This window comes from Rhodococcus sp. WWJCD1, assembly GCF_002258735.1.
GTDB lineage: Bacteria > Actinomycetota > Actinomycetes > Mycobacteriales > Mycobacteriaceae > Rhodococcoides.
On record NZ_NOXY01000033.1, the window covers coordinates 185,318 to 208,989 of the forward strand.

General features: G+C 64.6%; 23 protein-coding genes and 1 pseudogene. 13 read left to right on the forward strand and 11 right to left on the reverse strand.

The window, feature by feature from the left end; genetic code table 11:
- Positions 1 to 37: 37 nt before the first annotated feature.
- Together CH286_RS26990 and treS are read right to left on the reverse strand one after the other, a co-directional pair.
- Positions 38 to 586, reverse strand: a complete 549-nt coding sequence (locus CH286_RS26990) for a hypothetical protein (protein ID WP_032405536.1) — start codon at positions 584 to 586, stop codon at positions 38 to 40.
- 40 nt (positions 587 to 626) lie between these two features.
- The gene (treS, locus tag CH286_RS26995; RefSeq protein WP_032405537.1) at positions 627 to 2,807 is read right to left on the reverse strand and encodes a maltose alpha-D-glucosyltransferase; all 2,181 of its coding nucleotides are present in this window, start codon (positions 2,805 to 2,807) and stop codon (positions 627 to 629) included.
- 295 nt (positions 2,808 to 3,102) lie between these two features.
- Here treS and CH286_RS27000 point away from each other — a divergent pair, with 295 nt between their 5' ends.
- The 6 genes from CH286_RS27000 (at position 3,103) to CH286_RS27025 (ending at position 8,963) form a co-directional block, all read left to right on the forward strand.
- Positions 3,103 to 3,600: a Pro-kumamolisin, activation domain family protein gene (locus CH286_RS27000; RefSeq protein ID WP_032376211.1), complete on the forward strand. Its 498-nt coding sequence runs from the start codon at positions 3,103 to 3,105 to the stop codon at positions 3,598 to 3,600.
- A 335-nt stretch (positions 3,601 to 3,935) separates the two neighbouring features.
- On the forward strand, positions 3,936 to 5,780 hold the full coding sequence (dnaK, locus tag CH286_RS27005) for a molecular chaperone DnaK (protein ID WP_032376212.1): 1,845 nt from the start codon (positions 3,936 to 3,938) through the stop codon (positions 5,778 to 5,780).
- A complete protein-coding gene (grpE, locus tag CH286_RS27010; RefSeq protein WP_032405538.1) occupies positions 5,777 to 6,409 on the forward strand; it encodes a nucleotide exchange factor GrpE in 633 nt (210 codons plus the stop codon). Before dnaK ends, grpE begins: the two co-directional genes overlap by 4 nt.
- 31 nt (positions 6,410 to 6,440) lie before the next feature.
- The gene (dnaJ, locus tag CH286_RS27015; protein WP_094610928.1) at positions 6,441 to 7,619 is read left to right on the forward strand and encodes a molecular chaperone DnaJ; all 1,179 of its coding nucleotides are present in this window, start codon (positions 6,441 to 6,443) and stop codon (positions 7,617 to 7,619) included.
- Positions 7,619 to 8,035: a heat shock protein transcriptional repressor HspR gene (locus CH286_RS27020; RefSeq protein WP_052057737.1), complete on the forward strand. Its 417-nt coding sequence runs from the start codon at positions 7,619 to 7,621 to the stop codon at positions 8,033 to 8,035. Before dnaJ ends, CH286_RS27020 begins: the two co-directional genes overlap by 1 nt.
- 181 nt (positions 8,036 to 8,216) lie before the next feature.
- Positions 8,217 to 8,963: an FAD-binding oxidoreductase gene (locus CH286_RS27025; RefSeq protein ID WP_032405540.1), complete on the forward strand. Its 747-nt coding sequence runs from the start codon at positions 8,217 to 8,219 to the stop codon at positions 8,961 to 8,963.
- A gap of 17 nt (positions 8,964 to 8,980) precedes the next feature.
- On the opposite strand, the gene CH286_RS27030 is transcribed toward CH286_RS27025, so the two are convergent.
- Together CH286_RS27030 and CH286_RS27035 are read right to left on the reverse strand one after the other, a co-directional pair.
- The gene (locus CH286_RS27030; protein ID WP_032405541.1) at positions 8,981 to 9,382 is read right to left on the reverse strand and encodes a MarR family winged helix-turn-helix transcriptional regulator; all 402 of its coding nucleotides are present in this window, start codon (positions 9,380 to 9,382) and stop codon (positions 8,981 to 8,983) included.
- Positions 9,379 to 10,794 (reverse strand): MFS transporter, encoded by a 1,416-nt coding sequence (locus CH286_RS27035; RefSeq protein ID WP_094610986.1) that lies wholly within the window; start codon positions 10,792 to 10,794, stop codon positions 9,379 to 9,381. Before CH286_RS27035 ends, CH286_RS27030 begins: the two co-directional genes overlap by 4 nt.
- Positions 10,795 to 10,948: 154 nt before the next feature.
- Here CH286_RS27035 and CH286_RS27040 point away from each other — a divergent pair, with 154 nt between their 5' ends.
- Positions 10,949 to 11,179, forward strand: a complete 231-nt coding sequence (locus CH286_RS27040) for a hypothetical protein (protein WP_032376217.1) — start codon at positions 10,949 to 10,951, stop codon at positions 11,177 to 11,179.
- Between the two features lies 1 nt (position 11,180).
- Here CH286_RS27040 and rsgA read toward each other — a convergent pair whose 3' ends face one another.
- The 3 genes from rsgA to CH286_RS27995 form a co-directional block, all read right to left on the reverse strand.
- Positions 11,181 to 12,197, reverse strand: coding sequence for a ribosome small subunit-dependent GTPase A (rsgA, locus tag CH286_RS27045; RefSeq protein ID WP_094610929.1), 1,017 nt, complete (start codon positions 12,195 to 12,197; stop codon positions 11,181 to 11,183).
- A 143-nt stretch (positions 12,198 to 12,340) separates the two neighbouring features.
- The gene (locus tag CH286_RS27050) at positions 12,341 to 13,792 is read right to left on the reverse strand and encodes an alpha,alpha-trehalose-phosphate synthase (UDP-forming) (protein WP_032376219.1); all 1,452 of its coding nucleotides are present in this window, start codon (positions 13,790 to 13,792) and stop codon (positions 12,341 to 12,343) included.
- Positions 13,793 to 13,844: 52 nt separating this feature from the next.
- On the reverse strand, positions 13,845 to 14,018 hold the full coding sequence (locus CH286_RS27995; protein WP_008710019.1) for a hypothetical protein: 174 nt from the start codon (positions 14,016 to 14,018) through the stop codon (positions 13,845 to 13,847).
- 104 nt (positions 14,019 to 14,122) lie between these two features.
- Here CH286_RS27995 and CH286_RS27055 point away from each other — a divergent pair, with 104 nt between their 5' ends.
- From CH286_RS27055 to CH286_RS27070, 4 genes are all read left to right on the forward strand, one after another.
- Positions 14,123 to 15,871 carry an ABC transporter ATP-binding protein gene (locus tag CH286_RS27055; RefSeq protein WP_255182782.1) on the forward strand — a complete coding sequence of 583 codons (1,749 nt, stop codon included), beginning with the start codon at positions 14,123 to 14,125 and terminating at the stop codon, positions 15,869 to 15,871.
- Complete coding sequence (locus tag CH286_RS27060) at positions 15,868 to 17,616, forward strand: ABC transporter ATP-binding protein (RefSeq protein WP_094610930.1); 1,749 nt, start codon at positions 15,868 to 15,870, stop codon at positions 17,614 to 17,616. The genes CH286_RS27055 and CH286_RS27060 overlap by 4 nt, the downstream gene beginning before the upstream one ends.
- A 69-nt stretch (positions 17,617 to 17,685) precedes the next feature.
- On the forward strand, positions 17,686 to 18,252 hold the full coding sequence (locus CH286_RS27065) for a TetR/AcrR family transcriptional regulator (RefSeq protein ID WP_032376221.1): 567 nt from the start codon (positions 17,686 to 17,688) through the stop codon (positions 18,250 to 18,252).
- A gap of 1 nt (position 18,253) precedes the next feature.
- A complete protein-coding gene (locus CH286_RS27070; RefSeq protein ID WP_037146865.1) occupies positions 18,254 to 18,742 on the forward strand; it encodes an FBP domain-containing protein in 489 nt (162 codons plus the stop codon).
- Here CH286_RS27070 and CH286_RS27075 read toward each other — a convergent pair whose 3' ends face one another.
- Together CH286_RS27075 and CH286_RS27080 are read right to left on the reverse strand one after the other, a co-directional pair.
- Positions 18,743 to 19,510, reverse strand: coding sequence for an NAD(P)H-dependent oxidoreductase (locus CH286_RS27075; RefSeq protein WP_094610931.1), 768 nt, complete (start codon positions 19,508 to 19,510; stop codon positions 18,743 to 18,745).
- A gap of 89 nt (positions 19,511 to 19,599) precedes the next feature.
- Entirely contained in the window at positions 19,600 to 19,833 is a 234-nt protein-coding gene (locus CH286_RS27080) for a hypothetical protein (protein ID WP_094610932.1), read from the reverse strand.
- A gap of 72 nt (positions 19,834 to 19,905) precedes the next feature.
- Here CH286_RS27080 and CH286_RS27085 point away from each other — a divergent pair, with 72 nt between their 5' ends.
- Complete coding sequence (locus CH286_RS27085; RefSeq protein WP_176458368.1) at positions 19,906 to 20,862, forward strand: GlxA family transcriptional regulator; 957 nt, start codon at positions 19,906 to 19,908, stop codon at positions 20,860 to 20,862.
- A 103-nt stretch (positions 20,863 to 20,965) separates the two neighbouring features.
- Positions 20,966 to 22,369, forward strand: a pseudogene (locus tag CH286_RS27090) (DUF222 domain-containing protein).
- A gap of 89 nt (positions 22,370 to 22,458) precedes the next feature.
- Here CH286_RS27090 and CH286_RS27095 read toward each other — a convergent pair.
- A complete protein-coding gene (locus CH286_RS27095) occupies positions 22,459 to 23,112 on the reverse strand; it encodes a hypothetical protein (RefSeq protein WP_032405548.1) in 654 nt (217 codons plus the stop codon).
- Between the two features lie 30 nt (positions 23,113 to 23,142).
- Positions 23,143 to 23,670, reverse strand: a complete 528-nt coding sequence (locus CH286_RS27100) for a hypothetical protein (RefSeq protein WP_032405928.1) — start codon at positions 23,668 to 23,670, stop codon at positions 23,143 to 23,145.
- Positions 23,671 to 23,672 lie beyond the last annotated feature (2 nt).

A 23,672-nucleotide genomic window follows, 5' to 3' on the forward strand; every position in this document is an offset into this window, starting at 1 on the left:
GGGTGCCGGTAAACGGAAATGTACAGCGCGAGCCGTCTCAGCGTCTCGGCAACAGGGCTATGACCGCAGCCGCAGCCGCCGTGGCTGCGACGACGAACGGTCCCCACTGCAGCACACCGCCGAGTAGCGCGGGGGCGTCGGAGACGAAGGTCGAGAACGTGACGGCCGCGCCGATGGTCAAGATCCCGACCGCACCCATCAGGACCTTGGACGACGTCGCTGCGCCGCGCAGCAGATTGAGCGCGACGAAGCCAAGGAGAATCAGCACCGCCGACGCGGCACCGCTCGAGAGCAGGGTGGCCGAGGCCGTGTTGCGTAGGTCGGCGGCGCTCGCCGTCGAATCCTGCTGTGAGACTGCAGTTTCGACGCTGGAGAGAACGGATTCCCAGTTGAGCGCGACGACGGCGGCCAACGCGAGAACCAGCACCGCCGTCGAGGCCCACAGCGCGGTCGCAAGCTTCGGAAGAACTGAGGGAGCTGACGCCTGCCGTGGCCGAAGAGGCTCGACGACGACATCCGGCCGCGGCGGTTGCGGACGCGCAGGAAGAGGTCTGCGTGAGGTCGGGTCGTTCTCGTCTTCGGCCACGATCGAGCAGTCTATCGGGCCGAGGTGATGGGACGCCGCCTCAGCGCAGTACCACCGCCACGCCCTCGTAGGGTCGCAGTGTCATCGGGAAGCTGTTCAGCTCGTCCACGGTTGCGATTTCGTTGTCGTCGTACACGTCGATGGCGCACGTGCCGGGCACCAGGTGCTTGGACTGAATGGTTGCGCTGATCTCCTCGGACGAGAAGTTGAGCACTGTGGCCTGGATGGTCCCCTGGCTGAGTTCGTGCACCATCACCAGCAGGCCCTTGTGCGAGACCGTAGGAATGTCGATCTGCTGGGCGGTGGCGATACCGAACCGCTTGCGCAGCTCGATGATTCGCGCCAGTTGGCGGGCGAACGACTGCGGGTCGGCCAGCTGCTCGGGGAGCGAGCCGTAGAGGCTGCGTCCGCGCGGAATGCCGGACTCCGAGCGGACAGCCTCGGGGAAATATCCCATCAGATCGTGAGCGCCACGGTTGATCCACCGGGTGTCACCTTCCCGAATGAGATCGTCTACCTCTGCGGCATCGATGGGCAGAATGCCCAGCAGGTCCCAGCCCGACAGGGCGAACACGCCCGGCTGCAACGCGTTGTACATCGCCAACAGAAGGTGGGCTCGCTTGACCGTCTCGATGTCTGCCTCGTCCATTCGGTCGAGATCACGGATACCGAGCGATGCGGTGATGACACTTGCTGTGGTGCAGGCGATTCCGTTGGTGGTGAACGTCCGGTTGTACGGTGCCCAACGTCCGGTGAGCCGATCGGTCAGTTCGCCACGAATACGATCGCCCAGGTCGCAGCCCTTGACCGTCTCGCCGCCGTAGGAGAACTCGTCCTCCGCATGCAGGGTGGCGAAGTGGATGAGCTCGAACGTCATCTCGTCGTGATTCTGCAGGGCATGCACAAGAGATGCCGTGTCGACGCCATGATCACGCGCCAAAGTCATGGTGAGCCTGAGGAATTCGGTGTTCCCCATGACCAGCGCATGCTGATAAGCCGGGCGGTTGATGAAGTCGTACGACAGGTCGGCTCCGTTGGTGCCCATGGCCTTGATGTCGTCGATCGTGAGGTTCAACTCCTGGAAGGTGAACCCGCCCATCTTGCGCACCACGCTGGCGATCAGGTGGTTGGCGGCCTCGGACAGGGGATGGCCCTCGGACCAGCCCGGGCCTTCTGCTCGACGCTCGACGCCGAGAAAACCGTTGGCATCCAATCGCAGTGCTCCTGCGCCGAGGTCGGCGATGGAGTGACACGCGTCGCCGATCACCAGTCGCATGCCGGCGAAAGAGGGGTCGAGCCAGTTGATCGACGGCTGACCTGCCTTGAAGTAGTGCAGGTACACCCAGCGGCGTTCGACGCCATCGATACCGACAACGGGAGGTGTTGCGCTCCAGTTGGTTTCCTTCACTCCGAGCTCGTAGAAGATCACTCGCTGCAGCTGGCCGATGATGTAGCCGGCACGAGCGAGATTTGCCTCGGCCTCGGCGTCTATGTTCTGCGAGTCGGCTCCGGCGCGCACTCGGGGCAGCAGGTGCCAGTCCTGCGGTTCGATCTCCACCATGTGGTAGATGCCGGGGTAATCGGCCACGGCCATCTCGGCGAGTCGGAAGTCCGCACCCTTGCCGGTGTGACCGGGCACGATGTCGTCGATGACGATGCCGTCGTATGCCGAGGCCACCACGCACAGGCGTCGGAACTCTTCTTCCGATCCGAACGCGGGGTCGATCTGCATGCCGATGCGGTCGAAGTGGCCGTCGACCGAGGGGGTCGGCCGCCAGCCGTGGATTCCGCCTGCCACCTTGACGGGGCCGGTATGCACTGCGGTGACACCGATTTCGGAGAACGCCTGCCAGAGCTTCTCGTCGCCGAGGGTGCTCAGAAAGCTCGTCTGCGGAGCGTTGATCACCGAGATGGGGTAAGCGGTGAACCACACCGGTGCGCGCTCGACGGCGGCGCGAGGATCGGGATCGGCATACGGGTTCTGCCACATGCTGCCCTTGCCCGAGAGTTGCTCGGCGATCAGCTTGGCGTCGCGCAGCATCGACTGTTCGGTGAGCCAGTCCACGTACTCCGGGTTCGATGCGACCGGTTCGCTGTCGGGAGTGGGGCCGTTGCTCCGGTTGGCGCGGCGCACCGAGGGGCGAAGTGGTTTCGGCCGAGCCGGGTAGAACTTCTCGTCGTAGGTGATCTCGCTCGGTTCGTGCTGCACTTCGGGATCCATGTGCCTCCGTAGCCTCGCTTTTCTTCAACCCTACGTAGGGCGCGGCCGATCCGCAGGGTTGTGGTTCCCCTGATCGTCGACGGGCGAAACCTTGCCGGTCGACCGGTGAAACCTACGCCGAACTACACCGATGTCATTGGTTGGGGCGTTTTCCTTCGATATGCGAACGTCATCGAATCGAGACCGCCTGGTGTGGAATGTCTGATTCCGATAGGCCATAGTGAGTCAAGTACCAACTGTCCCTCCAGTCACATCAGACTCACGGGTCACATCCCCTCAGCTACAGGAGTTGTCCATGCGACGTCTTGCCCGCACATCGATCCTGGCCTCGACGGCCGCCCTGGCCGCCGGCATCGGTGCGGTCGTCCTCGTGCCCATGGCCTCGGCCGAACCGGAAGAGCCGGTGGGCCCGCTCGGCTCGGTCGTGCTCGAAAGCCCCGACCTGGTGGTCGCGATGTCCGCGGTCTGCGACACCACGGTCAAGGACGCCCCCGAGGGTGGCGTCGTGGCATTGCAGGTGAAGGTCGACAACGTCGGCGCGGACGACGCCTCGAACGTCAACGTCAACTACGGCGCACTGCCGGGCGTCCAGGGTCAGAACACCGAGACGACCATCAAGGCAGGCGAGTCGGCGACGTACACCGTGCCCTCCGTCGATCGTGAATGGGTCGCTCGTCCCGCCGGTGCCGCGGCCTTTGCGAGCGCTCTCGACGCCGACTTCATGAACAACATCACGGCCGGGCTGCTCAGCCACAGCTGCATCCCCGCGCCTGCTGAAGAGCCTGCCGAGTAATTCTCGACCCGACTTTCCTCCCGCTGCGCCGCGACGATCCCCGCTGATCGTCGCGGCGTACTGCTGTGGAGGGGCTTCGCCCCATGTGCGCGGAACCTCGTAGCAGGGGTCGAGTTTCCGCTCACCTGGGTCGTTCCGCAGGCTCCACTCCCGTGCACATGCGGCGCAGCCGCTCCCTTGGGGAACAAATCCGCCACACCCTCCGTTGTGCAGGTCAGCAGCCTTGAGTGGATGAGGCTCAAGTTGGAAGTTGACGCGACAGATCGCGTTGTGCAAACTTGAGCGGAGTTCGCTCACCCAGGGACTGAATCCACGCAATAACAGGAGGAAACATTATGGCTCGTGCGGTCGGTATCGACCTCGGGACCACCAACTCGGTCGTGTCCGTCCTCGAGGGCGGCGAACCGGTTGTCGTCGCCAACTCCGAGGGATCACGCACCACCCCGTCGATCGTCGCTTTTGCCAAGAACGGTGAAGTGCTGGTCGGCCAGCCCGCGAAGAACCAGGCGGTCACCAACGTCGATCGCACGATTCGTTCCGTGAAGCGCCACGTCGGCACGGACTGGACCGTGGAGATCGACGGCAAGAAGTACACCCCTCAGGAGATCTCCGCGCGCACGCTGCAGAAGCTCAAGCGCGACGCCGAGGCCTACCTGGGTGAAGAAATCACCGACGCGGTCATCACCGTTCCCGCGTACTTCGAGGACGCACAGCGTCAGGCCACGAAGGAAGCCGGCCAGATCGCCGGCCTCAACGTCCTGCGCATCGTCAACGAGCCCACCGCGGCCGCTCTCGCATACGGCCTGGACAAGGGCGACAGTGAGCAGACCATTCTCGTGTTCGACCTCGGTGGCGGCACGTTCGACGTCTCGCTGCTGGAAATCGGCGACGGCGTCGTCGAGGTTCGTGCGACGTCCGGCGACAACCACCTCGGTGGCGACGACTGGGACGAGCGCATCGTGACCTGGCTCGTCGACAAGTTCAAGGCTCAGAACGGCATCGATCTGACCAAGGACAAGATGGCGCTGCAGCGTCTGCGTGAGGCCGCCGAGAAGGCGAAGATCGAACTGTCCTCCGGGCAGAGCACCTCGATCAACCTCCCGTACATCACGGTCGACGGCGACAAGAACCCGCTCTTCCTCGACGAGCAGCTCAGCCGCTCGGAGTTCCAGAAGATCACCTCCGACCTGCTCGACCGCACTCGTGCGCCGTTCCAGGCAGTGGTCAAGGACTCCGGCATTGCCGTCAAGGACATCGACCACGTTGTGCTCGTCGGTGGTTCGACGCGTATGCCCGCCGTCTCCGAGCTGGTCAAGGAACTCTCCGGTGGACGCGAGCCCAACAAGGGCGTCAACCCGGACGAGGTCGTGGCCGTTGGTGCTGCACTGCAGGCCGGTGTGCTCAAGGGTGAGGTCAAGGACGTTCTGCTCCTCGACGTCACGCCGCTGTCCCTCGGTATCGAAACCAAGGGTGGCGTCATGACCAAGCTCATCGAGCGCAACACCACCATCCCTACGAAGCGTTCCGAGACCTTCACCACCGCTGACGACAATCAGCCCTCGGTGCAGATCCAGGTCTTCCAGGGTGAGCGCGAGATCGCCTCGCACAACAAGCTCCTCGGCTCGTTCGAGCTGACCGAGCTGCCCCCGGCTCCTCGCGGCGTCCCGCAGATCGAGGTCACCTTCGACATCGACGCCAACGGCATCGTGCACGTCACGGCCAAGGACAAGGGCACCGGCAAGGAAAACACGATCAAGATCCAGGACGGCTCCGGCTTGTCCAAGGAAGAGATCGACCGCATGGTCGCCGACGCGGAAGCTCACGCAGACGAGGACAAGGCTCGTCGCGAAGAGGCCGAGGTTCGCAACCAGGCCGAGTCCCTCGTCCACCAGACGGAGAAGTTCGTCAAGGACAACGAGGACAAGGTCGACGCCGAGCTCAAGGGACGCGTCGAAACCGCAATCGCCGACGCCAAGACGGCTCTCGCGGGCAGCGACATCTCGGCAGTCAAGACCGCCGTGGAGAAGCTCTCGACCGAGTCGCAGGCTCTCGGCACCGCCATCTACGAGGCTCAGGCCAAGGAGCAGGGCGGGGCAGAGGGTGGCGCCCAGGCCGCTGACGACGGTGTCGTCGACGCAGAGGTTGTCGACGAGCCCGCCGACGACACGGACAAGAAGTGACGTCGGAGAACACCGAGCAAGAACCGGTCACTTTCGTGGACAAGCGAAAGATCGATCCCGAGACCGGTGAAGTACGGGAAGGTGACGCAGTTCCGGAGCCCCTCGTGGGCACCGGGGCCGCGCCCCAGCCCGACTCGGTGGACGAAGGGACCGTCGACGGTGACGTCGTGGAAGACCCGCGTGACACGCAGGTCGTCGAACTCACCGCAGATCTGCAGCGCGTGTCGGCGGAGTACGCCAACTACCGGCGTCGTACCGATCGTGAGAAGCAGACCGGAGCGGAGAACGCGAAGGCGTCCGTCGTCTCGCAGCTTCTCCCGGTTCTCGACGACCTCGAGCGAGCTCGCCAGCACGGCGATCTCGAAACCGGACCGCTCAAGGCAGTGGCAGACAAGTTGGCAGGGGTGTTCTCGAACATCGGCCTGACCACCTTCGGAGCCGAGGGCGACGCCTTCGACCCGGCCATCCACGAGGCCGTCTCCCACGAGGGCGACGGCAGCAGTCCCGTCGTCGGGACGCTGATGCGTCCGGGCTACAAGCTCGGCGAACGCGTTCTGCGGACCGCGATGGTCGGCGTCGTGGACAGTGCAGCACAAGAATCGGATGCACCTGCGTCCGACGAGCAGTAAACAGAAGTAGCGCGAGAGGAGGAAACGCCCGGTGAGCCAGCGGGAGTGGATCGAGAAGGACTTCTACAAGGAGCTGGGCGTTTCCTCCAGCGCGACTGCAGAAGAAATCAAGAAGGCGTACCGAAAGTTGGCCCGGGACAACCATCCCGATGCCAATCCGGGCAACGCCTCGGCCGAGAACAAGTTCAAGGCGGTCAGCGAGGCGCACGCCGTGCTCGCCGACCCGGCCAAGCGCAAGGAATACGACGAAGCACGACGGCTGTTCGCCTCGGGTGGTTTCGGTAGCCGCGGCGGTGGCGGTGGGTTCTCGCCCGGCGCAGGCGGATTCGGCGGTGGCGGCCAGACCTTCGACGTCGGCGACATCTTCGGTCAAGGCGGCGGCGACGGCGGAATCGGCGACCTCTTCGGTGGCCTGTTCAATCGCGGTGGCGCTCAACAGCGCCCGCAGAGCAATCGGCCCCGACGCGGCAGCGACGTCGAGACCGAGACCTCGCTGCAGTTCCGTGAAGCGGCACAGGGCGTTACGGTCCCCTTGAAGTTGACCAGCCCGTCATCGTGCACCACCTGCCACGGCAGCGGCGCAAAGCCAGGAACCAGCCCGCGCGTGTGCCCCAAATGCAACGGCCAAGGCGTCGTCAACAGAAATCAAGGCGCGTTCGGCTTCAGTGAGCCGTGTGACGACTGCCGTGGCAGCGGGTCCATCATCGACGACCCGTGCGTCGACTGCCGTGGAACCGGAGTGCAGAACCGGACCCGCACCATCACCGTGCGTGTACCGGCCGGCATCAGCGACGGGCAGAAGGTCAGGCTCGCCGGTCAAGGCGAAGCGGGTCTGCGCGGAGCGCCATCGGGCGACCTGTTCGTGACAGTACGGGTCAAGCCCGACAAGGTGTTCGGCCGCAACAACGACGATCTGACGGTGACCGTTCCGGTGAGCTACGGCGAACTGGTGCTCGGTACAACGCTGTCGGTGCCCACCCTCGAGGGTCGCGTCGGAGTGAAGGTGCCACCGGGAACCGTCGACGGCCGAGTGCTGCGGGTGCGTGGACGCGGTATCCCGAAGAAGTCCGGTACCGGCGACCTGATGGTGACCGTCAAAGTTGCCGTCCCGCAGAAACTGGACGATGCTGCTACCGACGCTCTGAAGAACTATCTGGAAGCCGAGAAGGCCAGCGGATTCGACCCGCGGGCCGGGTGGGCAGGTGTGTGATGTCGGTCCCTCCCGAGGGCGGTTCCCCGAAAAACGGTGGAGCACAAGCTGATCCCGACGCGCAGATCTTCGTGATCTCCGTCGCGGCACAGCTGGCCGGTATGCACGCGCAGACACTGCGCACCTACGACAGGCTCGGACTGGTCACCCCGCACCGCACCACCGGCGGCGGTCGACGCTACTCCCCGCGTGACGTCGCACTGCTCCGTGAAGTGCAGCGACTCTCGCAGGACGAGGGCGTCAACCTCGCCGGTATCAAGCGCATCATCGAGCTCACCAATCAGGTCGAGGCTCTGCAGTCGCGAATCAGCGAACTGGCTCAGGAGTTGGCAGCCGTGCACGCCAGCTATCGCCGCGACCTGGTGCCGATTCAACGCAACGCCCTGGTGGTCTGGAAGCCGAAGCACCAGCGCTAGGTTCGCCGCCTCTTTGCGGGCTCAGATCCTCGCAAACGCGCGCGCATTTGTCAGATGCGCGCATTGTCGTCGCTGATTCGCTCACTATTTCGCGCGCGTTCAGCAAACGCGCGCGCGTTTGCGCCGGCGAGCCTCGCGCGCGTTTGCGAGACACCCGGCACCGACCCCTATCCTGGTCGGCATGCAGGCGTGGAGTTCGACGGTCGTTCAGTATCACCGCCTTCGGAACGACCTCGCGGTCATCAGACTCGAGGGCGATGTGGTTCCGTTCACGGCAGGCCAGTCGGTATCGGTGACAGTTCCCCAGAACTCAGCTCTGACGCGGCGATACTCACCAGCGCTGCCGCCCTCGCTCGACGGCAAACTGGAATTTCACGTCCGAGCCGTTCCCGCTGGATGGGTGAGCGGGTCGATCGTCAACGAGACACGGCCAGGTGATGTCTGGCAGATCAGCGATCCCAAAGGCGGTCTGCATGTCGACGACTCGGGTCGCGACGTCGTCATGATCGCGGGCGGCACCGGCCTCGCTCCGTTGCGGGCAATTCTGCTCGATCTCACGCGCTGGGAGCAGCCACCCAACGTCACGCTGTTCGTCGGCGGAAAATCGCCTCGCGACCTGTATGCCGGGGACATGCTGTGGTTGATGGCGTCGCAATTGCGGTGGTTGACCGTCGTTCCCGTCGTCGATCAACTGAACGAGCCGTGGGCTCCGGATCGATGGAACGACCGCATCCGTGACGAAATCGGTTCCACCACCGCGTTCTTCGAGCCCGAGCACTGCTGGGAAGGCAGTATGGCCGACGTCGTCGCCACCCAGGGGCCATTCCTGGACAGCCAAATTTTGGTGTGCGGATCCCCGGGAATGGAAGCGGCGACCGTACGGGCCCTGGTCGAGACCGGCACCCCACTCGAGTCCATCCGCCGCTGAAGCGCTGTCCCAAGAGTTCAGGGCAGCTGCAGAATCCGTCGTAGATGTGCCAGATCCGCCGCGGATACCGTCGTGAATTCCGGCGGCGGGGCGTCGGCGATTGTTCTGGCTTTCTCCGCAAGGCGACGGCCGGCATCGGTGAGCCCGATGATGCGGCGTCGGCGATCCTCGGGATCTTCGGTGCGCACCACCAATTCGCGCTTCTCGAGCTCGCGAACGTTGAGGGAGACGTACGGCGCATCGGACGCAAGAATCTCGGCCAGCTCGGTCACCGTCCGATCTCCCGCGAGCAATTTGGTGAGCAGCTTCGCCCGCAGAAAGCTCATGCCGGTGGCGTCGGCGACGGCCCGTCGGGTGTCGTGTTTCTCGAGCATCAGTGAGCGCATCTCGCGCCAGACATGCGCTGCGTCGGCGGTCATACGAGCACCGGACGGCCGATGTTCTCGGCGGTCGAGCGGGCCCACCGGCCGGTGGTGACCAAGGCGAGCACGGTGACGACCACGCCTGCGCCTGCGATGACGAACCACGCGGGCACGGCCGCGGCGGTGAAACCGTCGGAGATCTCACCGACGATGCTCGCGGTGACGATGGAGCCGACGACGGCCACGCCGAGCGACTGACCCACCTGCCTACTGGTCGACGCGATGGCGGACGCGACTCCGGCCTGGCTGCGCGGCATTCCGGACACCGCGGTATTGGTGATCGGAGCATTGACCATGCCGAAGGATATTCCGAAGATCACGTAGGCAACCGCCAGCCACGCGAACGACGTCGTCGGAGTCAGTCGGGTGAGCATCAGCGCCGAGGCCACGAATCCGATTCCGGCAACGAGCAGCGGAATGCGCGCACCCAGGGTGCCGACGATGCGGCCGGAGATCGGCGCGAAGATCAGCGTCATCAAGGCCATCGGCAGAGTGTAGAGACCGGCATGCAGCGGGGAGTAGCCGCGCACGTCCTGCAGGTACAGGGTGTTGAGGAACAGAAATCCGCCCAGGGAAGCGAACGCGCACACGGCGATCACCGTCGCTCCGCTGAACGGTGCGCTACGGAAGAACCTCAGTTGGATCAGGGGTTCCTCGATCCGCGACTCGACCACCAGCAGGCCGACGAGGGAACCCACCGCGATGGCACCGGTCAGCACGATCAGCGGTGATCCCCAGCCCTTCGCAGGCCCTTCGATGATGGTGAACACCAGCGAGGCGAGAAACGCGAAGATGAGGAATTGACCGGCCGGGTCGAACTTTCTCGCGTGCTCGGCTTTGGATTCGGGGACGAACTTCACCGTCATCGCCAGTGCGAAGATGCCGACCGGGACGTTGATCCAGAATATCGATTGCCAGCCGGCTCCGGTGACGAGGATGCCGCCGAGCGCGGGGCCCGCCGACATCGAGATCCCGACGACAGCACCCCACATTCCGATGGCCCCGGCACGCTCTTTCGGGTCGGTGAAGGTATTGGTGATGATCGACATCGCGACGGGATTCATCATCGAACCGCCGACGGCCTGCAGCATGCGGAAGGCGACGAGCCAGCCCAGTGACGGTGCAATGCTGCACAGCAGGGACCCGACCACGAACGTTCCGGTCCCGATCAGGAAGAAACGTTTGCGTCCGAACTTGTCGGCCATCGAGCCGCCGAGCATCAGCAGCGAGGCGACGACCAGCGTGTATGCGTCGATGATCCACTGCAGGCCCGATACCGATGCGTTCAGGTCGGCGCGCATCGACGGCAGTGCAACGTTGACGATCGTGTTGTCGGTGCTGACGAGAAACAGGCTCAGGCAGCAGATGCCGAGCACGAGATACCGGTGTCGTCGAGTCAACTCGGCCACGTTCACCTCCGCGATAATGCTTGTATATCTATAACTATTACATGAGTACTCCTAATTTGTTCACCGAGCAAGTGAGTGCGCCCAGATGCGTGCCCGATAGGGTGTGTGTCACAGACTTGCTCGAACCCGATCGCTCGCCGAATGGAGAACAACAGTGGCTTCCGAGATCGCACCAGGCGACCTGGTTCAGGCGTCCGGGCACGCCGGCCCGTGGAAGGTGCTCGAGATTCGTCAGGGTTTGGCGTTGCTCGAACACCACGACGGGCATCGGTTGTCGGTGCGCACCACCACGGTCGAGGTGGTGCGCAAGGCGTCGAGCAGTGAGGGTTCGGCTCGGCAGGCCGAGGCGGAGACCGACAGTCCCTCACTGTTCGACGAGAGCTGACCTACCTCCCTCTACCGTCGGCGGCGTATTTCCGACGTAGTGACTTCGAGATCTGCTTGTACTCGCGCAGCTTCTCGCTGCGAGCTCGGGCGTCGTGCCTCGAGGTGGCCCAGGCGTTCTCCCGCAGCAGCTTTCGGTAGTTGCCCAGTCTGCGTTCGGTGAGCTCGCCCTCGTCGACGGCGGCGAGCACTGCGCATCCGGGCTCGTGTTCGTGCGCACAGTCACCGAACCGGCACAGTGCGGCAAGTTCTTCGATGTCGGAAAAGGCGCTCGCCACAGCATCTTCCGATCCCTGGATACCCACCGACCGCAGACCCGGGGTATCCAGCAGAACGAGGCCGGACGCCGGAATCGGCACCAACTCCCGATGCACCGTCGTGTGCCTGCCTTTGCCGTCGGCGTCGCGGGTGGCACCGGTTGCGAACGCCGAGCCGCCCAGAAGGGCGTTGCCGAGCGTCGACTTGCCGGATCCCGACGGCCCGATCAGTGCGACCGTGCCTCGCAGATGTCCTGTCAGTGAGTCGATTCCGCCGGTCGAGACAGCGCTCGTGCTGCATACGGTGACACCCGGTGCGGCTGCCAGTATTCGTTCTTCGTCGACGCTGCCGCTGTCGTTCTTGGTGATCGCGAGAACGGGGACGCCGCCGCTGCCCCAGGCGAGGGTGATGTAGCGCTCGACGCGACCGAGGTCGAGGGCCGTGTCCGACGCGACGGTGACCACGACGGTATCGACGTTGGCTCCGAGAACTTGTGCCTCGGAAGTGGATCCGGCGGAGGCGCGTTCGATGGCCGTCCGGCGGGGGAGGATGGCCATCAGGCGGAACGAGTTCTCGTCCAGGGTCACCCAATCCCCGGTGCAGGTGTTGCTGCCGGTGCATCGGACGATGCCGCTGTCGGTGACGGCGTCGAACTCGCCGCGGTCGACGCGTACGACACGGGCGAGAATTCTGTTCCGAGAATGGTTTTCGAATTCGGTCAGCCAGTGCTGATCGAGACCGTAATGGTCGAGTGAAGACATGCGAGATCCTTCGGGGAGGAGGAACGAGGGCTCGGGGGTGTTGTCGTCCAGGTGGCCACGATGCCCACCTCCTCACTTCTGGCATGCATGAAAAAACCGTCGACGGCAAAGTTACAGCCGTCGACGGTCGGAAGGAAAGCGATTTAACGCTGCGTGGGGTTCGAGCCCTCCGCAGGTTGTGCGAGCGCGGTCAGGAAGGAACGGGCCCAGCGGTCGACGTCGTGCGCGAGCACCTGCCGACGCATGGCACGCATGTGGCGCTTTCCTGCCTCGGGTTCCTGTTCGAGCGCGCCGATGATGGCGTCCTTCACGCTGTCCAGGTCGTGTGGATTGCACAGGTATGCCTGGCGCAGTTCTGCTGCGGCACCGGTGAATTCGCTGAGTACGAGCGCGCCACCGAGATCGCTGCGGCAGGCCACATACTCCTTGGCGACGAGATTCATGCCGTCGCGCAGTGGCGTGACCAGCATGACGTCGGCGGCGACGAAATAGGCCAGCAGGTCGTCGCGGGGGATCGGCCGGTGCAGGTAGTGCACCACGGGATGACCCACCTGGCCGTATTCGCCGTTGATCCGGCCCACCTGCTGCTCGATCTCGCCGCGCATCGCTACGTAACTTTCGACGCGTTCCCGGCTGGGCGTGGCCAACTGCACGATGACGTTCTCGGCGGGGTCGACGCGGCCCTCTTCGAGCAACTCGCGGAAAGCGTTGAGCCGGACGTCGATTCCCTTGGTGTAATCGAGTCGATCGACGCCGAGCATGATGCGCTTCGGGTTTCCCAGGTCCTTGCGGAGTTGCTTCGCGCGATCACGGACGGCCTTGGAGCGAGACTTGGTGTCGAGGTCGCCCGAGTCGATGGAGATGGGGAAGGCCCCGACACGCACGGTCCGGAAGCCGACCTGCACGACGCCGAGCTTGGACCGCACTCCGACGGTTCCGCGGGACGTGGTTCCCCCAGCGAGGCGTCGGGCAAGGTAGAGGAAGTTCTGCGCGCCGCCGGACAGATGGAACCCGATGAGATCGGCACCGAGGAGTCCCTCGACGATCTCGGTGCGCCACGGCATCTGCATGAACAGCTCGATCGGCGGGAACGGAATGTGCAGGAAGAACCCGATGGTCAGATCGGGGCGCAGCATCCGCAGCATCTTCGGAACGAGCTGGAGCTGGTAGTCCTGGATCCAGACCGTCGCGCCCTGCGCCGCGGCCTCTGATGTCTTCTCGGCGAAGCGACGGTTCACCTCGACGTAAGCGTTCCACCAGTCGCGGTCGTACTCCGGCTTGACGATGACGTCGTGGTAGAGCGGCCACAGGGTGGCATTGGAGAAGCCCTCGTAGTACTGGGTGTATTCCTTCTCGCTGATCGGCACCGGCCGCAGCTGCAGGTCGTCCTCGACGAACGGCTCGACGTCGACGTCGGACACGCCGACCCATCCCACCCAGGCACCCTTGTTGGCGCGCAGGATCGGTTCGAGGGCGGTGACCAACCCGCCGGGGCTTCGCTTCCATCGCGTGCTTCCGTCCGGAAGCTTTTCCAGATCGACGGGCAACCTGTTGGCTACGACGACAAAATCCGAACCCTGCGAGGCGTCAGCCACAACTGTCCAATCCGCTTGTAGATCTCTGGGGAAACAGCCCTGCGAAAACCTGTCAGTCGGTCTTCGCTACGGGGTCTATACCCAGCATCGACAACAACATGCGGCATTCGTCGGCATCGGTCGCGTAGGCGGCGACGACGCGCTGAGCCTGGCTGGCCGTCTCGTACTCGAGTGGGACGATGTCTTCGTCGGCGATGTCGTTGTCGGTGGAGGTCTTGGCAGGCATGGTGTTCTCCGTACTCTCTGCTGGACTTACGTGGTGTTCCTGGCCACGACTCTATGTAAATGTGGCACCCCATCGCCAGTTCCCGATCCCTTAGGCTGCGACAAATGACCGATTCTGTGCCGCTCCGCCATGCTCGAACGGTGGTGGAGGGCCCTCCTCCAGCCACCGGCTCCGCGATTCTGCGCCGCACCGTACGACGCCATCGCGCCCGCTTGATCGGGTCGTCGATGCTGTTCGGGGTACATCAACTATGCGAAACGATGGTCCCGGTGGCCATCGGTCTCATCGTCTCGCGGGCCATCGACACCGGCGACGTCACGGCGATGATCGTCTCGCTGATCGGGCTGGCAGCCCTGTTCGTCACGCTGTCGTACGCGTGGCGCATCGGTGCTCGCATCATCGTCGTCGCGATCGAGCGGGAGGCGTACCTGGTGCGCATCGAGGTTGCCGGACGCGTCCTCGATCCCCGCGGACTGCGGACCGAGCTGTCGTCGGGGGAGCTGCTGACGGTGTCGACGTCCGATGCCGAGAAGGAGTCGTGGATCCTCGATCTGATCGCCCGGGTCTTCGCGTCGGCGGTCGCTGTCATCGCGTCGGCGGTGGCCCTGCTGGTCGTCGACATTCCCCTCGGCTTGGCCGTCGTGATCGGAACTCCGGTGATTCTGATTGCGCTCCAGCGTCTCGCCCCGTTGCTCACTCGTGCGGCCACCGCACAGCAGGCCGAGATCGCCGGGGTATCGGGGATGGCCACCGATCTGGTCAGCGGAGTGCGGCCCCTGCGCGGTATCGGTGCCGAGAACGCTGCAACGCAGCGGTTCGTGACGTCGAGCAGAACGGCACTGGCAGCGACGCTGAAACTGGCCCGCGCCAACAACGTCTATCAGGGCCTCGCCGCGGCGGTCAACGCGCTGCTCGCCGTCGGAATTGCCGGGACCGCAGGCTGGTTCGCGTTGCAGGGCAGGATTTCGGTCGGTGAGTTGATCACCGTCATCGGACTCTCGCAATTCGTCATCGAACCTCTCACCGGGTTGTCGAGGATCCCCGGTGTGGTGGCCATGGTGCGTGGATCGGCCGATCGGCTCGCCCTGGTACTGGGTGCGGAACACGTTCTACCGCAGTCGGAGTCCGCGGTTCCGGTAGGTACCGAACTGACCGTCGACGACGTTCGGTTCCGGTCGCTCGACGGCCTCGCATTCCGAGCCGCACCGGGTGAGTTACTCGGAGTGGTGGCCTATCGGCCGCAGGACGGCGAAGCGATCGCCGCACTGCTGTCCGGCCAGATCTCCGAGTCCGATTACACCGGAACGGTACGTATCGGCGGGATCCCGGCGGGTCGGATCGATCTCCGACGCGCCCGTGAGACCGTTCTCGTCGAGCCGCACCTGACCGACCTCTTCGCCGGCACCGTGCGTAGCAACGTCACCGCCGGGCGTGAGCGGCCCGAGGCCGAACTCGACCGAGTGCTGCAGGCATCCGCGGCCACCGACGTCGTCGAACTGCACGAAGCCGGCCTCGACCACGCCGTCACCGACCGCGGAGCGAGCCTGTCCGGCGGGCAACGTCAACGAGTCGCCTTGGCCCGGGCGCTGTCGGTCGATGCCCCGGTGCTGGTGCTGCACGACCCCACGACGGCCGTCGACGCCGTCACCGAACACGCCATAGCCCGCGGTGTCGCCGAGCTGCGGCACACCGAAAGCGCCTCGCAAACAACGATCCTCATCACCACCAGCCCTGCGCTGTTGTCGGTGACCCATCGCGTTCTCGTCGTCGACGGCGGACGCGTCGTCGCCGAGGGAACGCACCACGATCTCGCGTCCTCGGACGCGCAGTACAAGGACACGGTGCTGCGATGACGACCCCCGAACTACTTCCGATCGCAACCGGGGCACGGTCCGGGAAGTGGCTGCTGGAACAGCTGCGCCTGCGGAAGGCACGAACGGCGGTGACGCTGCTCCTCGGCGCAATCGCCGCGGGGATGTCGCTGGTGCCGGTGTACGTGCTCGGTGTGCTGGTCGACCGCGTCCGCGACGGAGCCGACACGTCGACGATCATCGGCGTCGTTGTGGTGATCTCGGTGGCAGCGGTGATCGGCGGAATCGTCACCGGATTCAGTGGCTATCTGATCAGCACACTCGGCGAGGGCATCCTGGCCTCGCTGCGCGAAGCCGTCGTTCGGCGCGCCCTGCATCTGCCGGTGGCGACGTTGGAACGAGTAGGCAAGGGCGACTTGCTCTCTCGGGTGGGCGACGACGTCGCAGTGATGGCGAAGTCGATCGGTGAAGTGATCCCGCAGCTCGTCGGAGCAGTCCTGCTCGTGTGCCTGAGCATGATCACGATGCTGGGAATCGACTGGCGTCTCGGCCTCGCGGGGCTGGTGGCATTGCCGATGTACGTGCTGGCGCTGCGGTGGTATCTGCCGCGGTCGGCTCCGCTGTATGCGGCCGAACGCGTCGCGATGGGCGAGCGTGCGCAGTCGTTCGTCAGCAGCATGCAGGGCGCAAAGACGGTGCGCGCGTACGGACTCGAGTCTGCCCATCTGAGCGACATCGACCGGTCGTCGGCCAAGGCCCGAGACATCGGCCTGGAGGTCTTTCGACTCTTCACCCGGTTCGGCTCGCGCAGCAACCGTGCCGAGTGCGTAGGGCTGTCGGTGATCCTGCTGGCCGGGTTCCTGCTCGTACGAGGCGATTACGTCACCGTCGGTGAGACGACGGCCGCGGCCTTGCTGTTCCACCGCCTGTTCAATCCGATCGGCACGTTGTTGTTCACCTTCGACGACATCCAGTCTGCCGGTGCGTCGTTGGCCCGCCTGGTCGGCGTCGTGGACATTCCCGACGAACGGCCGGTGGGCGACGGTTCCGTACCCGTCGACGCCACCCTGGACGTCACCGATCTGCGACACGCGTACGAGGAGGGTCACGACGTGTTGCACGGAGTGAACCTGCGCGTCGCTGCAGGCGAGACGGTGGCGCTGGTCGGGTCCACCGGTGCCGGCAAATCGACGATCGCGGCCATCGCGGCCGGCTCGATCGCGTCGACGTCCGGGTCGGTTCGCGTCGGCGGCGCAACGCTGGACGCGCTGGGCAGTGAGGGCTTACGTCGTCACGTCGCAATCGTCAGTCAGGAAGTGCACGTTTTCGCCGGCCGGTTGATCGACGACGTGCGGTTGGCTGCGCCGGACGCCGAACGCGCCGACGTCGAAGCCGCGTTGCGGACCGTCGGCGCGTGGGGGTGGGTCGAGGCGCTCGAAGACGGACTCGATACCGCCGTCGGCGAGGGCGGGCACCAGTTGACCGCGGCACAATCGCAGCAATTGGCCTTGGCGCGTTTGGTTCTCGCCGACCCGGCCGTCGCGGTGTTGGACGAGGCCACCGCGGAAGCGGGCAGTTCCGGTGCGCGAGAACTCGAAGCTGCCGCCGAAGCCGCGACGAAGGGTCGCAGTACGTTGATCGTCGCGCATCGCCTGACTCAGGCAGCTGCGGCCGACCGCGTAGTGGTGCTCGAACACGGAAAAATCCTGGAGCAGGGTCCGCACGAGGAGCTGGTCGCGGCCGGTGGACGGTACGCACAGTTGTGGGAGGCGTGGCAGGGCCGCTGATTGGTTTAGCTATTTGCCTATAGGTATTAGTTTCGGTTACGGTCTTCTTCAGCAGAGGAGGAGGCCGGCATGGCACGCGCAGGATTGACCGCGCAGCGCATCGTGGCAGCAGGAGCGGACCTGGCCGACGAGGTCGGCTTCGATCGCGTGACTGCGAGCGAGTTGGCACGACGCTTCGACGTCAAGGTGGCGAGCCTGTATTCGCATCTGAAGAACTCGCACGAGTTGAACGTCGGCATCGCGCTGCTGGCGTTGGAGGAACTGGCCGACAGGGTGTCGGAAGCTCTCGCGGGCCGGGCGGGCAAAGACGCGTTGGTGGCCGTCGCGAACGCATATCTCGACTATTCGCGTGAGCATCCCGGTCGCTATGCGGCGACGCAGTTTCCGCTCGATCACGAGACCGCTCTTGCGAGTGCGGGAGTGCGTCACTCGGCAATGATGAAGGCGATCCTCCGGGGGTACGACCTGGGCGAAGAGGATCAGGTCCATGCAGTCCGATTGCTCGGCAGTGTCTTTCACGGCTATGCCAGCCTCGACGCGGCCGGCTCGTTCGCTCACAGTGCACCCGACTCGCAGCAGTCGTGGACACGCATCCTCGACGGCATCGACACACTCTTACAGCACTGGAGGCAGTGACATGGAACCGATCTCCGAACGCGACATCAGGTCGTCGTTCGTCAATTCGTCCAAGGGCGACGCCAAACGGGTCACCCTTCCCGAGGCATTCGACGCAGTACCGTGGGACGATCTCGACTTCTTCGGTTGGGTGGATCCGAAGCTCGCCGGAAGAAGCTACATCATCGTGCCTTCCGGGGACGCTCCGCGCGGAATCGCGTTGCGCTACAAGCCAGGAGGGCCGCGCACGGCGCAGATGTGCAGCATCTGCCTCACCACACACGCCAACGGCGGGGTCTCGCTGATGGCTGCTGCGAAGGCCGGAGAATCCGGCAGGCGTGGCAATACGGTGGGTACCTACATCTGCTCGGACCTCGCGTGCTCGCTCTATGCGCGAAAGAAGAAGACCCCGGCGTTGGGTCGGCAGTTCAAGGAAGACTTCGATGTCGAGACCCGCACCGCTGCAGTCGAAGACAACATCGGTGCGTTTCTCGCTCGCATTCTCGGTTGATCACGGGGCGGTGTGTACTCGCATGCCGGTGTCCCCGGCCTCGACGTCGGTGCGCAGCACGAATCGCCGGTCGTAGTCGCCGCCGCTTTGGGTGCGGTAGGGGATGGGCTCCTCGGTGTGCAGACTCTTCACTCGCTGGAGGAGTTCCGATTCCGCTGCGGCGTAATCGGACTCGGCCATCCGGTCGGCGCTCGCCACGAGCACCGGTGGCAATACGGACATGCCGGTATAGAACAGGATGCCGTGCTGAATCGGGTACAGCATCTCGTCCAGGTCGCCGTTGATACCGCGTGGGGAGACGGTGTGTTCGCTGCCGCCCATGGTGACGACGACCATCGCGCGCTGTCCGGCGAGCATGCCGTCGCCGTAGCGCCGGGTGCTGCCGTCGGATGCCCTGATGCCGTAGCCGAAACCCTCGACGAACACGCGATCTACCCAGCCCTTCATGATCGCGGGCATCGAGAACCACCACAGCGGAAACTGCAGTACGACGGCGTCGGCACGCAGTAACTTCTGTTGCTCGGCCACGATGTCCGGGGCGAGGGTGCCGGCCGCGAGGGCGGTGCTGGATGCGGTCGCCACCTGGAATCGCTCGGTCGGATCGTGGGCATAATCCTCGGCGGTGACCACCGGATTCCACTGCATCGCATACAGATCCGACTGCTCGACGGTATGGCCGTCGGCGCGGAGTCGCTTCAGTGCTGCGTCTCGCAGAGAGCCGTTCAGTGAGCGGGCTTCTGGATGGGCGTAGACCCATAGGATGTTCATGCACTCGATCCTGGGTCAGTAGGCCTGCGGACAACAGTGGCATAAATGACAACTTGTGCAAGATTTCGGCCACAATCTGTGTGGCGCGGCTACCCGTGTCGGCTCGCGCGCCGCGGCCGCAGTGTTGTGATGAGCCAGGCCGCTGCCGCGACGAATGCCAGTCCCCAACCCGCAATTCCCGCCCAGGGCAGATCCAGCCGTGGGACGGCAAGAACCCCGACGATCACCAGAGCCGCGAATATCGGCGAAAGCGTGCGCTGTTCCCTCATCTTTCGAGCCAGCTCCTGTTCGTCGTGCTTGCGTCGGACGACGCGGTCGTCCACGTCGCCGAGTCAACAGTAAACCGGGAGGTTGGTCGGAGCGCCAGAGGAAATGCCACGTGGCAGGATTCGACCATGACGCATCGCATTGCCGTCTACGTGCGCGACGGCCTCCTCGCCATGGAGTTGGGCATCGTGCACCGCCTGTTCGGGCAGGCGCAATCAGATTCCGGCGAGCCGTTGTACGAGGTGGTCACCTGCACTGACGTGCCAGGTCTGATCAGGACCGACTCCGATGTCCGGATACTCGTCGAACGCGGACTCGACGCCGTGGCCGAGGCCGATACCGTGATCGTTCCGGCCTCCGACGCCGACTATGAGACCGACGTCGTAGCAGTCTCGCCCCTGTTCCGTGTGGTGACGAATCAGAGATTGGCGTCCATCTGCACAGGCGCGTTCGTTCTCGCCGCAGCCGGGCTGCTCGACGGCAAACGGGCTACCACGCACTGGAAGTCGGCCTCCCGATTCGCCGAGCTGTATCCGACGGTCCTGCTCGATCCGAACGTGCTCTATACCGAGGACGGCGACATACTGACGGCGGCAGGGGAGGCGTCGGGAATCGATCTGTGTCTGCACATGATTCGTCAGGATTTCGGTGCGGCAGTGGCCAATCGGGTGGCCCGAGGAACCGTCGTGCCACCCCATCGCAGCGGTGGTCAGGCGCAGTACATCGACACCCCGGCTCCACAGACGTACGGCACATCGACGGCGGGCACGCAGGAGTGGGCACTGATCAACCTGGGCGCATCCCTGTCGGTGGAGGACCTGGCGCGACGGCAGTCTATGAGTGTTCGGACGTTCTCCCGCCGTTTCATGGCCGAAGTCGGAATCTCCCCGGCCCGCTGGATCGTGGCGCAGCGGGTGCAGCGTGCACGGGAGTTGCTCGAGAACACGGATCTGACCGTCGAACGCATCGCGCACGACACCGGATTCGGCACCGCGACATCGTTGAGAAACCAGCTTGCTGCGGAGCTGGGTGTTTCGCCCAGTGCATACCGAGCGACGTTCAGGGTTGGTGGTCGACTCGCCTAGCATGGCTCACCGACAAGGTTAGGTTTCCGAATCATTATGCAGGCCAATAGTTTTCGATTCGTCTAACATTGTGTATCGAACATGCATTCGATACACGTACCTCATGACCACAGATATCTGGCAACTGAGCGAGGCAGAACTCCTCGCCGACGCTGCCGATGTCTCCCACCAGATCCAATTGCTCGAAGCCCGACGTATCGCCCTCGTCGCCGAAATCGACACCCGCGTGGCCCGCGAGAAACTCGGATTCCCCGGACCCGCCGGGTGGTTGACCTCCACCACCCTGCTCACCCCCGGCAAAGCCACCAAGATCGTCGCCCTCGCCCGCGGACTGAAGAACTTCCCCGATATCGCCGACGCCGTGAACACCGGCGTCATGTCCATCGACCATGCCGCGTTGATCCTCACCTTCGCCGAAACCCCACCCAAGAACCTCCCGCAGGAGGGTCGCGACATCGCCCGCGCTGCCATGATCAAAGCTGCGACCGGACCCGGCGTACGCACCGACCGCATCCGCGAAGCCATCACCAAACTGAAAGACACCTACGGTGGCAACAAGCCACCACCCGAAGACACCGACCGCAACGAACTCTTCGCCTCCAAAACCCTCAACGGGCGGCTGGCGCTCAAAGGTGACTTCGACGCCATCACCGGAGAAAAACTCCTCGCCGCCCTCTCGCCGTTGACCGAACCCCGACCCGCAGCCGACGGCACCCAAGACGAACGCAGCCCCGCTCTACGCCGCGCCGAGGCGTTCGGACACATCCTCGACCGCTACCTCGCCTCCAGTAATCGGCCCACCGAAGGCGGGGAGAAGCCGCACGTCAACCTGCACATCAGCCTGCGTGACCTCACGGACCTCCGCGGCGCTGCAGCGGGTGACGGTGGCAGTGGCAGTGGCGAGAACAACGGCACCGCAACCGAATCCGACTACGTCGATGTCGGTGGTGGCGACGGCAGCGGCAGCGGCGATGAGTGCGATAGTGGCAGTGGCAGTGGCAGTGGCAGTGGCAGCGCCACCGGCCCCACCGCGGATCGTCGCGCGTAAAGGGACTTGTTCGGTGACGGCACCACTGTCGGGTGGCTGCCGTGGATGGGACCGCTCTCTCGCGAGACGTCTCGGCAGCTGGCCTGCGATTGTCTTCTGACCGCGATCGTCATGGACGAGAACGGTTCCCCGATCAATCTGGCCCGCACCGCCCGCACCGTCACCGCGAAACAGAAACGCGCCCTCACCGCCCGCGATCACGGTTGCGCGTTCCCTGGCTGTGGGAAACCCGCAGCCTGGACCGAAGGTCACCACATCTGGCACTGGACCGATGGTGGACCCACCGACATGAACAACCTCGTCCTGCTGTGCGGATTCCATCACCGACTCATCCACCATTCGGATTGGGAAGTGTTCATCGGCGCCGACAACCACCCGTGGTTCGTACCGCCGGCCACCGTCGACCCGTACCGAGAACCCCGGCAATCCCACGCCAGAGCCGGTCCCCACATCGCGTGAACCCATGGAAAGATTCCAGCCCCGCACCGAGAACACGGTGCGGGGCTGGAAGAGGTTGACCAAGAGGTCAATTCGAGTGAATTGAGAGCTCAGTCCTTGTTCTTCTCGGCGATGAACAGCTTTTCGATGCGCTCCGCTTCGTCTTTCTTGGCGTCAGCTTCCTTGGAACGCTCTGCAGCCTCGGCCAATTCGGCTTCGGACGGCGCGGCGGCCAACTTCTCCTGCTTGTCGACCTGAGCCTGCTGAGCCTTCTTTCGATCCTCGGCGGATTTTGTCGCTGCCGCAGCCTGCTCGTCGGCCTTCTTCTTCTTGGCGGCGGCTTCACGCTCGGCTTCCTGAGCAGCCTCGCGCTTGCGCTGCTCTGCTTCCTGGCGCGCGTCACGTGCTGCTTCCTGGGCAGCGGCGTCGGCGGCTCGGCGATCCTTCTCTGCAGTCTCGCGAGCCACCTTCAGCTCGTCGTCCGCAGCGGCCTTCTTGGCGCGGGCCTCGGCGTCCAACCGAGCTGCCTCTGCTCGGTTCTCGGTGCTGTCGACCAAGGTCTCGCCGCGATCCGCAAGGCTCTTGTCGCCCAACAGGTTTCCGACGGCGCGGTCCAGTGATCCGAGGGTGTGCTCGTACACCAGGCGGGCGGGTGATTCCGCATTCATCTTCTCGACCACGTTGGTCTCGATGAGCTGCAACGGAATTCGAGCGATCTTGTACTGAATGCGAAGAATGGTCATCGGTATGGCTAGGACACTCATGAAACGAAACTCCTGGTTTGCGGTAGTGGTTCAGGCTTGGTTACGGAGCTCTTCGGCCTTCTTGCGATCGGCCTCGGCCTGACGAAGTGCCTCCTGGTGCTTCTGCGCGGCCACCATTTCGTCGGAGTCCGCAGCGGCCTGCTCGATGCGCCTGTCCTCGTCGGCTTCGATCTGCTCGGCGGTGGCGTCCACCTCCGCGGCTGCGCGCTCCTGCGCCACGGTCTCGCGCTTGTTCTGCTCGGCTGCCGCCACCTGTGTCTCCCGTACGCGATCCGCGTTGGCTTCGGTCACCGCGGCGTTCTTCTCCGCAGCTTCACGCCGGCTTTCGGCAGCTGTGCGCACGTCGGCCAGTTCCTCGCCGGCATCGGTGGCCTGCGCCTCCGCTACCCGCTCGGTGGCGTGGGCCTCCTTGCGCTCGCGCGCTTGGGCGGCCTGCAACTGACCCTCTGCTGTCAACGAGTCGTTGCCGGTCACCGCGCCCACGACCTCTTTGGCTTTGCCCTTGATTCCGTCGAGCAATCCCTTGCGTGCTTCGCCCGCTACGTTCTCGTCAGTCATGT